At 46.1% G+C, this 16,250-nt stretch carries 9 protein-coding genes; 4 read left to right on the forward strand and 5 right to left on the reverse strand.

The annotated features are described in order from the left end of the window. Positions 1-584 precede the first annotated feature (584 nt). Entirely contained in the window at positions 585-1,793 is a 1,209-nt protein-coding gene (locus QT987_RS07105) for a CapA family protein (protein ID WP_333238536.1), read from the reverse strand. 170 nt (positions 1,794-1,963) lie between these two features. Here QT987_RS07105 and QT987_RS07110 point away from each other — a divergent pair, with 170 nt between their 5' ends. Together QT987_RS07110 and QT987_RS07115 are read left to right on the forward strand one after the other, a co-directional pair. Continuing rightward, positions 1,964-2,941 carry a hypothetical protein gene (locus QT987_RS07110; RefSeq protein ID WP_333238538.1) on the forward strand — a complete coding sequence of 326 codons (978 nt, stop codon included), beginning with the start codon at positions 1,964-1,966 and terminating at the stop codon, positions 2,939-2,941. A gap of 78 nt (positions 2,942-3,019) precedes the next feature. After that, on the forward strand, positions 3,020-3,580 hold the full coding sequence (locus tag QT987_RS07115; RefSeq protein WP_333238540.1) for a Uma2 family endonuclease: 561 nt from the start codon (positions 3,020-3,022) through the stop codon (positions 3,578-3,580). Between the two features lie 116 nt (positions 3,581-3,696). Here the strand turns inward: QT987_RS07115 and QT987_RS07120 are convergent, their stop codons facing one another. The 3 genes from QT987_RS07120 to QT987_RS07130 form a co-directional block, all read right to left on the reverse strand. Next, the gene (locus tag QT987_RS07120; protein ID WP_333238543.1) at positions 3,697-4,092 is read right to left on the reverse strand and encodes an SH3 domain-containing protein; all 396 of its coding nucleotides are present in this window, start codon (positions 4,090-4,092) and stop codon (positions 3,697-3,699) included. Between the two features lie 83 nt (positions 4,093-4,175). Beyond that, positions 4,176-6,035: an N-acetylmuramoyl-L-alanine amidase gene (locus tag QT987_RS07125; protein WP_333238545.1), complete on the reverse strand. Its 1,860-nt coding sequence runs from the start codon at positions 6,033-6,035 to the stop codon at positions 4,176-4,178. 316 nt (positions 6,036-6,351) lie between these two features. Further along, positions 6,352-8,037: an NAD-binding protein gene (locus QT987_RS07130; protein WP_333238547.1), complete on the reverse strand. Its 1,686-nt coding sequence runs from the start codon at positions 8,035-8,037 to the stop codon at positions 6,352-6,354. A 571-nt stretch (positions 8,038-8,608) separates the two neighbouring features. Between QT987_RS07130 and QT987_RS07135 the strand changes: the two genes are divergently transcribed. Continuing rightward, entirely contained in the window at positions 8,609-9,223 is a 615-nt protein-coding gene (locus QT987_RS07135) for a COP23 domain-containing protein (protein WP_333238549.1), read from the forward strand. 353 nt (positions 9,224-9,576) lie between these two features. Here QT987_RS07135 and QT987_RS07140 read toward each other — a convergent pair whose 3' ends face one another. Next, positions 9,577-13,542, reverse strand: a complete 3,966-nt coding sequence (locus tag QT987_RS07140; protein ID WP_333238551.1) for a cobaltochelatase subunit CobN — start codon at positions 13,540-13,542, stop codon at positions 9,577-9,579. A 218-nt stretch (positions 13,543-13,760) separates the two neighbouring features. On the opposite strand from QT987_RS07140, the gene cobJ reads away from it, so the two are divergent. After that, positions 13,761-15,557 (forward strand): precorrin-3B C(17)-methyltransferase, encoded by a 1,797-nt coding sequence (cobJ, locus tag QT987_RS07145; RefSeq protein ID WP_333238553.1) that lies wholly within the window; start codon positions 13,761-13,763, stop codon positions 15,555-15,557. Positions 15,558-16,250: the final 693 nt, after the last annotated feature.

Consider the following 16,250-nt stretch of genomic DNA (forward strand, 5'->3'; position numbering starts at 1 on the left):
GTCCTTTTTGGACGGGCGGGACGCCCATCCCACAATAACAATTAAAATTATAAGTTATTTAATTCGCGATCCTTAGACTATCTATTAGACTTGGCTGGAGTCAAGGTGAAAACTTGTACTCAAATAGAGGGACAAGTTTACTTTCGATCCTCGTGTTTTAGCGTCAGGAATAGTTGGCTATCACTGCGAGAATTATACGGAAGAACTCCATCAGAATCGTGCACAGTTGTGGGCGAGCGCGATCGGATATAATCATTGCCCGGTTGATTGTAGGGAAACGGCACTGCGGTGTCCTAATTTCGGGTAATATCAAATCTGTTAGCATCGAAATTATTCATCTATCTATTCTCGACCTCTGGGTAAATGGGCGTCAATCCCTTGTCCGGGGCGGTTAATACATTCTCTTTTTTTCACCGCAGATATCAGGGCTGTTTCATTCTCTTGTAGGGGCTGCCCCCCGTGGCAGCCCCCATGTCTCAAACGCCTGTGAAGTCGTCTCTAGGGGTAGGCATTCTTGGCACTACAAGAGTCAAAATCGGGATTTTCGCGAGAATGAAACCGCCCTGCCCTGCTTGAGGGAGGGATTACTTGTTATCTTGAGGTTTATTTAAAGAATTAAGATGATTGTTCATATCCTGCAAATATTTTGCTAAAACAGGATACTGTGAAGTTGCTAGCAGTGCATCTTTTTTCTGGCTGACAGTTGTTTCTAAGGGCAAAACGCGATAGTTAGTTTTATTGTTCTGAGTATAGCGGTGTACCCAAGTAGGATGTGTTTTTACATCGGTAATTTCTGTGGTTTTTTCGGGAAATTTTTTGCGAATATTTACTTGCAAAATCACGCCTAAGTCTGTATATTTTTTATTCTGACCGGAAATGAAGTTTCCCATTGAATAAATGGCTACAGCTTTGCGGGTTTTGCCATTTTTGCCGGGAAAATTAAAAATTTTGTAAGGTTGGACGACGTGGGGATGGCTGCCGAGAATGATGTCTGCACCGGCTTTTAATAGGTTTTCAACTAATTGTTTTTGTTGGGGGTTTGGCTGTCGCTGATATTCGTCGCCAAAATGCAGGGAAATTGCGATAATATCTGCTCCTTGTTTGCGGGCTTTGGCAATGTCTTTGACTATCTTTTTTTCGTCGATTAGGGAAACTAAGTAATCTTTGCCTTTGGGTATGGGAATGCCGTTTGTGCCGTAGGTGTAGGCTAGCTTGGCTAGTGAAATGTTGTTTTTGGTGCTGATAAAAGTGCGATCGGCTGCGGCGACTGATGTGGCTGTTCCTATGGCAGCAATTTTGCGATCGCTCAGATTGGCGATCGTCCTAATTACTCCTTTTTCTCCCCGGTCTAAAGCATGATTGTTCGCAGTTGTCAATATATTAAATCCTGCTTTTTTAGCAGCATCCGCTAATTGAGCCGGTGCGTTAAATAGCGGATATCCCGTATATCCGCGAGCATCTTCGCCCGCTAAAGGTGTTTCGAGATTTCCGATCACCCAATCGCCTGTTGACAGGATACTTTTAACTGGTGCGAAGAAATTGTCAAAATTGTATGTTTTATTTTTTGCGTCGTAGCCCGATCGCGTTTGGGTACTGTGCATCATGATGTCACCGACAGCAATTAGTTTGGCTTCTTTGATCTCAGACTTGGGTTGGGCGGGGACAGGGGTTGCTATTGGCGAGCGACTTTCTGTAGGCTGTGTGTTGGTTTGCTGGTTGATTTTTTGGGGTTGGATATTGCAGCTAGCCATTAAAAATGCAGCTATTACCGAGAGCGTCGGGGAAAATTTCATAATTTATCTATAGTAATTTATCGTGTTTATGGTATCATTAATAATCGCAATTTAGGCAGTTTTTTTTTTTGAACCACAGAGAGCACAGAGAACACAGAGGAAAAGAAGAAAACAAAGATGTTGGCAAGTTTTGTTAGGATATCGATGGTTTGCTGGCTACTGGAGAAGGAATGTTTAAAAAATATTTGATTATTGGATTTATCATTTTTGCATCTGTTATCGGTTTAGGTACTTTGAGCTATGCTGAAAGTTGGGCCGATAAACCTTTTGAATTTGCCTTGATTGGCGATTTGCCCTACAGTGCCGAACAGGAAGCACAATTTCCGAGTTTGATTGCAGATATCAATCGATCGCCCGCAGCGTTTGTCGTCCACGATGGCGACATTAAAAACGGTTCTAGTGTGTGCGATGATGCAACGTTTGTCAGCCGCAAGCAGTTATTTGACAATTTTGAGATACCGTTTATTCTAGCTTATGGTGACAATGAATGGACGGATTGCCACCGTTCAAAAAACGGCAGTTACGATCCAGTAGAAAGACTGGCTAAACTGCGGGAAATATTTAGCAACGGTAATCAAAGTTTGGGAAAGCGCACCTTAATTCTCACCCGTCAAAGCGAAAACCCGCAGTTTGCTAAATTCCGCGAAAATGTTCGCTGGATTTATCATGGCGTTGTGTTTTTGGGGATTAATATGCCGGGAAGTAATAACAATTTTGGTCGCACTCCCGAAGCAGATGCAGAATATGCCGATCGCAATTGGGCTAACTTAGCCTGGATCAAAGAATGTTTTGCTTTAGCCAAACGCAGCAACAGCAAAGGAATTGTGTTAGTTGCACAGGCAAATCCGGGATTTGAACTCGATCCGACGGACAAAAGAAGAAGTGGCTACAACGATTTTATCTCCACTCTGGAAACAGAAACAGGCAATTTCCCAGGGCAGGTTGTATTCGTCCACGGCGATACTCACTATTTCCGCATCGATAAACCTTTACCATATTTTACCGATGAAACTCAATTACCGAGAATGAAAAATTTTACGAGAGTTGAAACTTTTGGTTCTCCAAACGTGCATTGGTTGCGGGCTTTTTATGACCCTACTAATCCTAATTTGTTTGAGTTTAAACAGCAGATTGTTCTGCAAAATTAGGCGATATTACACCAGTTTCATGCAAGATAACTATTTTTTGGTTTACACTGAAGATAGGTAGCATTGAGGAATTTATTTATGACGATCGCAACTGAGCGCCTTACTCTTGAACAATTTCTAAAACTGCCAGAAACTAAACCTGCCAGCGAATATATTGAGGGGGAGATTCTCCAAAAACCTATGCCGAAAACTAAACATTCTCGTCTCCAGGGGCAATTTCTGCGTGTCATTAATGAAGTGGTAGAGGAACCCAAGATAGCTTATGCTTTTCCAGAGTTGCGGTGTACGTTTGGCGGGCGATCGATTGTTCCAGATATTGCGGTACTATTGTGGGAACAGATTCAATTTGATGAGAGCGGTGAACCGTTGGATGATGTGCTAATTGCACCGTATTGGGCGATCGAAATTCTCTCGCCACAACAAAGCTCAAATCGCGTAACTAAAAAAATCATTCACTGTCTGCAACATAATTGTCAGTTGGGGTGGCTAATCGATCCAGACGATCGATCGATTTTAGCGTTTTTGCCCAACCAACAACCGCAATTCTGCGAAGGTAGCGATGTCCTTCCTGTGCCCGAAATGATTCCCCTGAATATCACCGCCGAACAGGTTTTTAGCTGGTTGAGAATGCAAGAATGAATCAGGGCGATCGTCTTTTTTGTACCACTTTTAAAAATATCCCGGTGTGGTTTGTAGTGAAGATTTTAGTTTTCATCTCAACTAAGGACTGAAGTCCTTACTAAAAACCAAATTTCCTATTGTCGCCACCTGTCAAATTGGTCTTCGGAACAGCCATTAATAAATTGATTGCTCACCCAACCGTCAAGGATTGTCAAAGTTTCATTAGGAGGATTACCTGAAAACCTGGCCGCAATTTTCACCCACTTACCTTGTCTGCTGACAGCCCTAACTCCGTCTCCCCTTTTCAATTTAGCAACAACTGGGTACTGATTGCCTGGGCCTTTGCGAATGTTAATAGCGCCACCTTCACCAGTAATAAACGAGCATTGAGTTTGCTTTTTTAAAGCTTCTGCTTTTGCGGGAGCCAGAGTTTGCTGCTTGCCGAAAACAGGAAAGCTGTAAAGTGAGAAGCTAAAACTTGCAACGACGGCTGCAATAAAAAAGGCTTTTGATTGAGTGAAAATTAGCATTATTTCATTTCCTTGGATTGGCTGAACTGAAGTCCTGACTATAATTTTTTTTTTATAATGACTTCAGTCCTTACTACTAACTGTTATTTGACAGAGGCAAACCATTCGGTAACACCTTGGGCGATCGCCTCGGCTAACTTCTTCTGTTCTGTCGGATTCACAATCCATTCAAACTCTTCGGGATTGATCATAAATCCCAATTCCATTAAAACAGATGGAGTAACGGCAGGACGAGTCATGGCTAAGTTGTTCCAGAATACACCATAACTCGGACGGTTCAACTTGGCAACTAAATAATTGTGCAAAAACATTGCCAAACTGTGCGCTTGCGGGTGAAACCAGAAAGCGCCGACACCTTTAGTATTAATGGCATCGCCGTTATCCGGCAAAGCATTGTAGTGAATTGAAATTGCGATCGCAGGTTCTTCTTTTTGAATCATTTCCACCCTTGGCGGTAAATCCAAATCGACATCTTCTACTCGCGTCATTAGCACATTCGCGCCCCGATTTACCAATTCCTGTTGCACCAATTTCGACACCGTTAAAGCTACTGTTTTTTCCCTAATTCCCACTGGACTCACAGCACCTCCATCCTGCGGCCCGCCGTGTCCCGGATCGATGAGAATCTTAATTCCAGACAGCGGTTTTGCTTGCGACACAGGCATCATGCTTGTATTCACCGGCGGGTGTTTTAAAGACAGCACTAAAGTTGTGCCCTCGTATCTCAACTTATAGCCCCACTGTTGGGCGGATTTGAGATTAAAAGTATATTGTACTTGCAGCGGCGATATTTGTTGCCATTCCAAACGCGAAATTACCGGGTCATCGTCGAGGCGAATAATGTCAGTTTGAGCGGTGGTATTGTACAGGGTTAAGGTGAAAGTGCGTTTTCCTTCCTGCACGGTGACTGGGACGGGTGTTTCTAAGGGAAATAACACCTCTGTCCAGCCGGAAACTTGACGCGATCGCGCGCTGCGAATAATCGATCGCGGAGGCACTGCATCCTTGACAATTTGCACTTCTGATGCTTTAATCCAAGCACCGTAATCGAGTCTGAGCCATTCTCCCTCCCGCCCGATAACTGTTGCTCGCGTTCCCTTCGGCAGCGGTGTCATCCGAGAAAAATCTGTACTCGCCCCGGTTCTGGCAACACCAGGATCTGCTGTTACTTCTGCTATTTCTAAATCCGCCGGAGAGAGAATAGAAATCTTGCCAGTACCTTGTTGGCTGATAGTTTGACCGTTCATTGTTAGCTCAAATACAGGCACTCCCAAATCCACTTTTTCTCCTTTTAGTACCGAGGAGTTAGACTCATTGCCCCCCCTTGGCAAGGCGGCATTAGACTCATTGCCCCCCCTTAGCAAGGGGGGGTTGGGGGGGGTTTTACCGCAGCCTTGATACTGTTCGCTGCCGCCTTTTTCGATCGGGGAGTTTTCACCTAACAGTACAGATTTGTTGTCGGGTAGTTCGACTTGCGATCGCGCTTTTAAAGGAATAGTAACTCCCGCCAATTTTACAGAAACTTGAGCATTCGCCGGTGCGATCGCCCCAAAGCAAATATATTCCCCCGGCAAACTCGCGACATCGACTTTCGGCGTCAGGGAATCTTTAGCAAAAGCCAATCCTACAGGGGCTACCGGCTGATTAGACTCGCGCGTCACCTTAATTTTGACTTCCTGATTTTCGTAACGCAAGGTAAAGAGATTTTCGCCGAGTTGCAGCGGAAAAGTCGGGGCGAAATGACCGACTGCGGTGCGCGAAATTTGGTTGCCATTTACCGATACTTGTCCCGGTGCGGGCGCTGTGCCGATTAAAAAGATGCGATCGGCTGTAGTTTTGTGGTTAGCGGGAGGATAAGCGACGAACAAAGGTTGAGCGGCGACAGCTACAGAGGCGATCGCCATTATCAGGCCAAACACAACTAATCCTAAAAATTTTCTCATTCTACATCGCAACTAATTGAGAGTCTGTTGATTATTTATACTAGAACTTGCCCTAAGAAACCGGATTTCAGAGGATTAGTCGTAAGTCTTTTTTACTAGACAGAGCCCATTTTATCAGGTTTGTAGTTGCAATTGAGCGATCGGCAACATAAATTGGGAGCATCTCAATGAAAGCAGGCAAGCTAGAAATTGGAGTTTTGAGGCAGGAGGCAGGAGGCAGGAGGCAGGAGGGAAGAGGGAAGAGGAAGAAGGAAGGAGCCAGAAGAAGTGTTTTTACAAATATGAGATGCTCCCCATAAATTCCCGTGTCAAACCACTAAGTTTTAATTAATTCCGAGGTCGTTCTCCACAGTTGCTCCAACCGATTCGCCGGCATCGTCAAATACAAAACATCCCCGGTACTCAGACAACAATTCAGTAAATCCCAGCCGTGGAGAGTTTGACAATTAGTTTCCACATACAGAGGCACAAAATCCGCAGACATAGCAGCATCTTGAATATGGTGGCCGCAGAAAGGATGGTTTGGCGTAATCAATGTGGCCAAGCAAACCCAGAGACTATCAGCAGTCATCCCGTTGCCTAAAATTCTGCCTCCAATTGCCGCCGCTGCGAAAGCAGGAGCCGCCAATTCCGTCGGGTTCAAAACTCCTTCAAACTCAAAAACTTGCTGCACCATCAAAGCAAAATGTGGGTCTTGATTGCGAACAATAACTGAGAGTTTTGGGGTCAATCCTTTAGCGCTCAAGGCAATTTCAACATTAGACATATCGCTGCTAGTTACCGCCAAAAGTGCTGCAGCTTGCTTAACATTAGCAGCTTCCAAAGTTGCGGGCAAACTAGCACTTCCCTGAATGACCGGAATTTTCATTGAGCGAGCCGTGCTCAGAAAGCGGCAGTTTGGATCTTGCTCGATCGCCACAATATCGTAACCGTTAGTGTGTAGTTCTTTAGCAATTTGGATACCTATTCCTCCGAGCCCGCAAATAATGTAATGATGGCGCTGCGGAACTCGCGCCACATCCCAATATTCGGTAAAGCGAGTTCCCAATACGTAATCGTTGAGCAGTGCGTAGCAGATGCCGATGATGCCGGCTCCAACTAACATCATGACAACTGTAAATAGTTTAATGCTTTCGGGAGCTTGTTCGGCAACTTTTTCATAGCCTCCGGCTCCGGTAATCATCCCTACTGAAAAATAAAGAGAATCGACAATTGAGATATGCTCGTCAACACAAATATAGGTAGCAGTAGCAACGGCAATCATTGCCAGCAGCGTCAATACAACAATTACTGCTGCTTGGCTGTGCTGCTGAAATCTGTGCAGCTTAGTTAATGTTTTGAGCAGTTTTTGAGTTAAAGTTTTTTGGGGGCTGTGGATAGTCGGCTGAGTGGCAACAATTAGCCGATCGCCCTGCTGACACTGCCGATCGGCAAGCACCGCCGATACTAAATCAGTTTTGTTAGCAGCCGGCAGATAATAAATCAACATTCGCGATCGATCGTCCCACAAATCGCTGAGTTTGCGATTTTTCCAAGGATGTGTTTCATCGATATATTCTTCGTGAATCGGCCAAGTGCGATCGAACAAACGCAACTGTCCGATCGCCTGATTGCCGAGAGCCGCAAAGGCAAAAACCGGAGCAGCCAATGATGAAACGCTCATGGAAGTGTGATCGGGCAAAGTGTGGTCAATTCTGTCGCCCAAGCTAGTATTGAACAATCTGTTAATGATGCGAATCTGAGGATTGAGAATCCTCGCTTGCATCAAAATTGCCAAATTCACAGCATCATCGTCTCCTGCAATTACTAAAGTGTGAGCGTTTTGAATGCCCGCCGCCAACAAAGTAGAAGCTGCTTGCAAATTACCGACAACCACATCAGAAGTTTCGCCGCGAATTGGGCGATCGCTAATACCAACCACAATCGCTCCTTGCTGTCTCAACAAACAAAAAATCTTGTGTCCCGTGTGGCCCAACCCGCAAACAATGATTCGAGGTTTCATAAAAATTTATTTGCCAGCCGATTTCGGAGCTGTGCTTTGTAGTTTTACTTACCATTGTTGACTGTCGTGGCTTTGGAGAATGTAGCTAAAAACACTATCTAGGATACTTGTGCCACAGTCTCGAAGTGTTGGAAATAAAGAAAGCGCTGTGCCGTGTTCCTAAAGCCACCTTTCCCAGTGTTGAAATAAACACACCACACTGCCATGTACCTACAGACATGAGGTGCAACTAACCTGATTTAATATTTGAAAAATATCCGGGTGCGACAGCCAACCAGCAGAATTTGAAGAGGTAGGGACAGGACACGGGCTATTGGTGTCAACTTAAAGTTAAACCCCTAGTCCGGCAGGGGTTAAAACCCCTGCCTAATAGCGAAAGTCCTCTAAAGAGGACTAATGAGTTTAACAGTCTTTTTCTCAGTCCTCTTTAGAGGACTTTAGCTTTGAGGCAGGGAATTCATTCCCTGGCGGACTACCGGTTTAACCTTAAGTTGACACCAATAGACACTGCCCTGTGCCTACAACTATGACTTCCTACATAAATTTAGCTGCCTTAGTGGCAGGAGTTATTATGAAATTCACTGCACCCTTATTAGCATCCGCTTTAGTTTTCGCCGGTACTGTCGCCTTTGCAAGCCAAGTGCAAGCAGCTCCAGCCAGCAACTCTTGGAATACCACTAGAACAACATTTCAGTGCGTTACTTCCGGTCGGAATTTTGTCACAATTGCGCGGCGGGGAAATGTCACAACCGATCCAATGATTCTGTGGAAATCTACCGAGTTCGGCCGCGAATATACACCCTGGCAGCGCTGTCAAATTGTTTCCAATAGATTGACAAAAGCTGTTGCCCAGAATGGCGGAAGATTGAGCAACTTGCAATTAACAACAGGAATTGTTAATAACTTGCCCGTAGTTTGTTATGTGAACGGACGGGGGCGCTGCAACTCTCAAAATCTGCTGTTCACCCTAGACAAGCGCAATGCTAAAAATCCCGGTGATGCTTTAACGAGATTGATTAATTTTGCCCAAGACGGCAGCGGGCCCGTGACAGTGTTCAGAACCGGAGCTCCATCGTCTGCACCGCAGTTTGTTCCCTTTGGAGATATGGTCGATCGAGCTTTTAATTCTCCCAATAAAAAACCGTCAGTTCCTGTAGCAAAACCGCAGGGCGATCGGGGTATTTAATCTCCCATTCTACTCGTTATCTACTCGTTACCAGGCTCTGCCTGGTAACACCGATCCGGAGGCTCTGCCTCCAATTTTCATGGAAGCTGGCGAGGCAGAGCCTCTGGATATCCGTTCCCAGGCAGAGCCTAGGAACCAGTTAAAGCTGGCGAGGCAGAGCCTCTGGATATCGGTTCCCAGGCAGAGCCTAGGAACCAGTTAAACTTGCACCTGAGAAATTTCTACTCGTTACCAGGCTCTGCCTGGTAACACAGATCAGGAGGCTCTGCCTCCAATTTTCCTGGAAGCTGGCGAGGCAGAGCCTCTGGATATCCGTTCCCAGGCAGAGCCTAGGAACCAGTTAACTAAAAAAACTACACTGTCACCCCTTCAATCTTCTCATCAGTTAACTCGTACAACTCGCGCAACTGCTGCAACTTATCCGCATCCGGCAGCCAAAAACCTCGCCCGTTAGCCTCCAACATTCTGCCGACAATATTGCGAAAAGCTTCAGGATTGGCCTCCCGCAACTTCTTCGCCATCTCTTCATCCAAAGCATAAGTATCAGCCGCCTGATCGTAAACCCAACTATCAGTAAAATCAGCCGTTCCGCCCCAACCAATTAACGCCGTCATGCGCTGCGAAATTTCATAAGCGCCGCCAGAACCTTGATTTGCCATCGCGTTAGCCCACTTAGGATTTAGCAACTTAGTTCGATATTCCAAGCGCAGCAAATCTTCTAAATTGCGCGGAGTTGTATCCTGAGAAAAACTTTCTACAAAACTCGTATTAACCTTTTTGCCGCGCTGCTTTTCTGCCGCTTTCTTCAAACCGCCAGTATTCGCATAATACTCTTGAATATCAGTCAAACCGTATTCCACAGAATCAATTTCTTGAATTATGCGATCGCACCCTTGCAACAACTGAGTCAAAACCTCCGGCCTCGCTTCCCCCTTATCCTTCCTCCCGTAACTAAAAACATTGCGACTTTCCCAAGTTTTCCCCAACTCATCCCCCGATTCCCAACTACCATCAACAACCCTATCGTTAACCAAAGAACCAAAATCCCCAGCCGGATTAGAAAACAACCTGGCCGAATAATTCTGCACACCTTTTGCCTGTAAAATTAAAGCGTGTTTGCGAATAAAATTCTCCGATTCCGGTTCATCAGCATCCGCTGCCCGCACGAACAAATCATCCAACAATTCAATAATATTCACAAAGCTATCACGGAAAATACCCGAAAGATTTCCCAACACATCAATCCGGGGATGACCGACATCAGCTAACGGTTTTAATTCATAGCGAACAATGCGGCCAGTACCTTCTTTTAGAGGTTCAGCCCCCACCAATTCCAGCAGAATTCCAATAGATTCGCCCCGCGTTTTAATCGCATCCAAACCCCACAACATCACCGCCACAGTCTCAGGATAATTCCCCTGTTCCTTAAGGTGCTTATCAATAATTTTCCGAGCAATTTCGCGCCCCCTTTCATAAGCCGCCGGAGAAGGCATCCGATAAGGATCTAAAGCGTGAATATTCCGACCAGTTGGCAACACCCCAGCCCCATCCCGCAACAAATCCCCACCAGGTGCAGGCAGAATATATTCCCCATTCAAACCCCGCAAAAGATTAGTCAACTCATCCGAAGTTTGCAACAACAAATCCCGCACCAACAAACCCTCCTCAAAAACCCCACCAAACCCCTCTTGTGGCACAGGCATCTTGCCTGTGCTGGTTTGTGGCACAGGCATCTTGCCTGTGCTGGTTTGTGGCACAGGCATCTTGCCTGTGCTGGTTTGCAAAACAATTGTTTGCACCTGTTCCTGTGATAACCTCTCCCCAAAATAAGCCTCAAGATAAGAGGTCATTTCCTCAGAATTAGGCGGTTCCCCAAGAACGTGCAAACCCGAAGAAAACAAGCGACATTCCACCACCTGTAAATACTCGTAAAGCTTCACCAAATAGCGGTTAAAAGCATCAGCACTGAACATTCCCACATTCTCAAAACTAAAAGCAATACCCAACTTTCGAGCCTCATCAAACGGACAATCAGCCTCCAAACCGCTATCTAAAACTTTCTTACAAATAGCCTCTTTCAGCACATAATTTTTTGCAGGATCTTCCCGATATTCCGCAATCAAATCCCGCAAAGCCACCAATTCCTTGTACAAGCCCGCGCGGCCGTAGGGCGGCACGTTGTGAGAAATCAAAACACCGTAACCGCGCCGTTTTGCTAACATCGATTCCGAGGGATTGTTCGCGGCATAGATATAAAGATTCGGCAAACTTCCCAACAGAATATCCGACCAAGAATAGCCAGTATTTCCCAGAGGAGATCCCGGCAACCATTCAACAGTGCCGTGCATTCCGAAGTGAACCACAGCATCAGCTTGCAAATCATTTTGCAGCCACTTGTAAAAAGCAGCATATTGAGGGTGAGGCGTCAAATCGCGATCGAACATTAAGCGCATCGGATCGCCCGAAATTCCCAGCGGCGGCTGCAAACCTATCCAAACATTCCCCAGTTGAATGCCGCCGATTTGGAACTCGTCGCCGTCTGTTTTAATGCCCGTACCAGTTAAAGATTTCCACTGTTTTTCGATGCGGCTTGTTAACAGATAGCCCAGCCATCTTTCTAAAGTTTTGACATTAACAGTCTCTTTTGTGGTACGGGCATCTTGCCCGTCACAAGTAGCTTCATCCGCTTCTTTCACCCTGCGAATTAACTCCTCACCGTCAGCCGGAATTTCTCCAACTGTATAACCTGCTGCTTGAAGTTTGTGCAGGAAATTTAGCAGCGATTTCGGTACATTTAATAAAGCCGCCGTACCCGCCGCCCCGTAACCGGGAGGAAACCCGTAGAGAATAATCGCAATTTTCCTTTCAGATGGCGGAGTTTGACGTAGTTTCACCCAATTGTTAATTCTACTTGTCAGGCGTTTCGCGCGATCGGGCACCAGATAAATATCCTCACCCACCAAACCGCCGAGGGGCACTGGATCGATCGCACCATCCAACTCAGGCAAAGCATACAATACCACACTTTGCAAACCTCCAATCCCCTGACGAGTCCAAGAATGGATATCCTGAATCAGCAGAGGTGCGGACACAAAATAAGGTACATTTTTAGCAGTTAAAATGCGCTTAGCAACTTCCACCTGCCTTCCACCCTCCATCGAACCAGCAGGCCCGCCAACCAAAGGAAAGCCAATAGTAGAAACAATCGCATCAACTTCCACAGCATCTTTAGAAAGCGAAAGAGTTTCTATATTGCCTTGTTTTCGGCGCGCAGTTTCATCAGCAGTCGTCATCCAATCCCGCACCGCCACATGGCCTTCAACGCCATTGATAAAAATCGGCAAAGGCACAATTCCCGCCGCTTCAAAATAGCGAATCAATTGAGGAATATAAGGCTGCTTGGTGATAACGTGCTTGCGGTAAAGCAAGATGCCCACAACAGGGGATTTTCCTCCCTCCACTTTTTGAGACCAATTGGTCTCAAATTTTGTGGAACGGGCATCTTGCCCGTTAGAAACCCGGTCTAAATTTTCAGACAAATTAGTCTCAAATTTTGTGGAACGGGCATCTTGCCCGTTATAAGCCTTTCTATCAAGATGTCTAGCCTCTTTGGAACGGGCTTCTTGCCCGCCCCTAGCACTTTGATTACCGAGATACCAATCCAAATATTGGCGAGGCGATTCAAAATAACCGTTATAATCTGGATGCAATAAACCCATATTGGGAGTTTCCACAGGTGGCGGAATTTCTGCAACTTTCAGCCCCAAATATTTTTCGGCAATAATCCAAAACATCGAGACAACATTATCCGCACCGCCCGCATTCCAGTAACCATAAATAATCAGCCAGTTACGCAAATCTTGCACTTTTTGCACTGGCACATATTTTAATAACTTCGGCCCAATCTTCAAAAAGCTGATATAACCAGCCAGCTTATCTTCTTCTCGCCCGTTGCTGAACTTATCCAGAATAAACTTAACAGGCTTCGGCATTCCCTTCGGCTTGTCGCCAATTTTAAAAGCGCCGATTTGAGTAAGACTCATCAATTCCAAAGCCGACTCAAAAACCAGGCGAATCGGAATATTCTGCACCCTTTCCCGCAGCCACATTACCGCATCGTAATCAAACAGCAAACTCCCGAAAAATACATCAGCATTCGAGAGGGCGGCTGCTACAGCATCGGGTTCGTCTGCGAGGGCGCGATCGCTAAAAACCCGTACTTCCAATCCCTGACACCCAGAAACAGCCAACTCGGCAGCTTTGCGGTACAAATCAGCATTAAAAGATTCAAACCCTGCAATTAAGACAATGCGTTTCACAGCCAAACCTCGAAATATTTATTGATTGTAGCCTGTTTTAATTAGGTTATATTATATTAGATAGCATCCTCGGTGGGGGTGGGGCGGGTTTAGTAGATTTCTGGTGTTGTATTGCAGACCTTGGCGAACCCGCCCCTACATTACCAATTATCAATTATCAATTCCTAATTTCCGTCGCAACTCTCATAAAATCTAAAATCTAAAATCTAAAATCTAAAATGGTTCGAGTTCCTCCCGCAATAGTTATCTTAGGTCAAAACAGCCTGCCGATCGCCAAAAAAATCTCCGCACATTTCCCCGGTTCCCAGATTTACGGTTTAATCGATCGCACTTCCAACACAGACATCAACTTTAGCAACTTCGGCGAAACATTGCGGGAATTGTTTGCAACAGAAACCCCAATCATCGGCATCTGCGCCGCCGGAATAATCATCCGCACCCTCGCCCCGCTGCTGTCAGACAAACGCGCCGAACCGCCAGTTTTAGCCGTCGCAGAAGACGGAAGCGCCGTCGTACCGCTGCTGGGCGGTTTGCACGGCGTTAATGATTTGGCCAGAGAGATTGCAGCAGCCCTCGGCGTACAACCTGCAATTACCACAACCGGAGATATCCGGTTTCGCACCGCGCTGCTGAGTCCTCCCCAAGGCTATTATTTAGCGAATCCAGAGGACGCGAAGACTTTTATTTCAAATTTGCTCGCCGGGGCAAAAGTACGCCTAGAAGGGGCTGCAAGCTGGCTTTCCGAGAGCAATTTGCCGTTAGCGAAGCCCGCCCCTACGGGGGCTACGCCAACGAAGAGGATCGCCCCCGACGCAAAATTGACTATCCGCGTCACCGAAAAAGCAATTGCGCCAACGCCAGATTGTTTAGTTTACCATCCGCAAATTGTGGCAGTTGCACTCACAAATCTATCGAATATTGAGCCGGAAATAGCAATTTCATTAGTCCAGCAAGTCTTGGAAAATGCAGGTTTAGCAGCAGCTTCTGTTGCGGGATTTTTTGCATTAAAAGACGAGATGGGAAATCCGGCACTTGAAGCAGTTTCACAATATTTTAAAGTCCCCGTCCGTTTTTTCAATCTATCCGAACTTGTCGAATTAGACTCAATTGAATTCATCGAAAATCAGGCCGCACAAATTGCCCTGACAGCAGCCGGTGCAAACAGTCACTTAATCGAGTACGATCGCCCAAACGCAGTGAATTGCGCGATCGCCCTGGCCGCCCAACCCTTTGATGCTAGGGCGATCGGCATTAGCCGCGGCAAACTGGCGATCGTCGGTACCGGCCCCGGAGGCGCGCCCTGGATGTCCCCGGAAGTTAAGGAAATTCTGCGCGAAGCCACGGATTGGGTGGGTTACAAGTTCTATCTCGACTTAGCCGGAACCCTGCGGGAAGGGCAAAAGCGGCACGATTCCGACAACCGCGAAGAAATCGATCGCGCGCGTTTTGCCCTAGATTTAGCAGCATCCGGCAAATCTGTAGCTGTGGTTTCGTCGGGAGATCCGGGTATTTTTGCGATGGCTGCGGCGGTGTTTGAGGCGATCGACTTTGATGCCAAACCCGAATGGCAAGGCATCGATATTCGGGTGGCACCGGGCATTTCAGCCATGCAGGCGGCCGCTGCTGCGATCGGAGCACCCCTCGGACACGATTTTTGCGTGATTTCGCTTTCGGATATTCTCAAGCCTTGGGAGGTCATTGAACAGCGGATTTCTGCTGCTGCGATCGCAGATTTCGCGATCGCATTTTACAATCCGATCTCGAAACAGCGGATTTGGCAACTCGCAAGGGCGATCGAGATTTTGTTGCAAAGTCGCGATCCTAAAACCCCCGTCGTACTAGGGCGAAACCTCGGCCGGCCCGGTCAATCTGTGCGGGTTTGCACCCTCGGCGAATTCCAGCCCCAAGACGCTGACATGAGAACTTTAGTGATTGTCGGTTCCAGTCAGACTCGGATTATTCCCCGCAAATATGGAGATGTTTGGGTTTACACGCCGCGCAGGTACGAAAAATAAGGATCGCGAATTAAATAACTTACAATTTTAATTGTTATTGTGGGATGGGCGTCGGGCCCGTCATGAGTGGACGGGCCCGACGCCCATCCCACTTTCAAGAGTGGAAGTTATTTAATTCTCATTCCTAAGTAAAGCAGCGAAAACTTCGGAAATCAGCAATTGACTCAAAGCTAATGGACTTTGACAAGGAGATATTTTGATCTCGCTGGGGGAGTCTAGGTTAACAAATGGCGGCGAATCACTCGATCGCGATCGACCTCTTATTTCATCTCATAGTTGTCACTCTCGATTGAGATGCGGTCGCCTTTGATTACAGAAATCCTCGGTACTGAGGGATCTCGGCTTCCTGAAGCCGAGTTTTTTTGGCAGATATAGAGCGAATTTAGATATCGACTCAACCGTAGTAAGGATTTCAGCTTCATTTTGGGTTATCTCTAATTTAAATCTCAGGAAACAAAAAGCTTTTTATATAGCCACAAGAAAATTAAGGGCGATCGAGGCCTGCTAAATTTCTTAATCTTACGGTAATCTTACAGATACAAAAAAATAAATTCACGAAAATGAGCCTTTTATGTTTGTACACATACTAAATTAAGATGCTTTATGATAACATAGCTTTAACAATAGGTTAAGGAAGAGGTTAAAAAAACATGAAATTCCAAATTCCTCTAGCTCCTGGGGCTGTAACCCAGT

This window comes from Microcoleus sp. SVA1B4, from assembly GCF_036700545.1.
Classification (GTDB): Bacteria; Cyanobacteriota; Cyanobacteriia; order Cyanobacteriales; family Microcoleaceae; genus Microcoleus.

Coding starts and splice junctions, on each gene's coding strand:
- QT987_RS07105 (WP_333238536.1), bottom strand. CDS start 1,793: ATGAAATTTTCCCCGACGCTCTCGGTAATAGCTGCATTTTTAATGGCT.
- QT987_RS07110 (WP_333238538.1), top strand. CDS start 1,964: ATGTTTAAAAAATATTTGATTATTGGATTTATCATTTTTGCATCTGTT.
- QT987_RS07115 (WP_333238540.1), top strand. CDS start 3,020: ATGACGATCGCAACTGAGCGCCTTACTCTTGAACAATTTCTAAAACTG.
- QT987_RS07120 (WP_333238543.1), bottom strand. CDS start 4,092: ATGCTAATTTTCACTCAATCAAAAGCCTTTTTTATTGCAGCCGTCGTT.
- QT987_RS07125 (WP_333238545.1), bottom strand. CDS start 6,035: ATGAGAAAATTTTTAGGATTAGTTGTGTTTGGCCTGATAATGGCGATC.
- QT987_RS07130 (WP_333238547.1), bottom strand. CDS start 8,037: ATGAAACCTCGAATCATTGTTTGCGGGTTGGGCCACACGGGACACAAG.
- QT987_RS07135 (WP_333238549.1), top strand. CDS start 8,609: ATGAAATTCACTGCACCCTTATTAGCATCCGCTTTAGTTTTCGCCGGT.
- cobJ (WP_333238553.1), top strand. CDS start 13,761: ATGGTTCGAGTTCCTCCCGCAATAGTTATCTTAGGTCAAAACAGCCTG.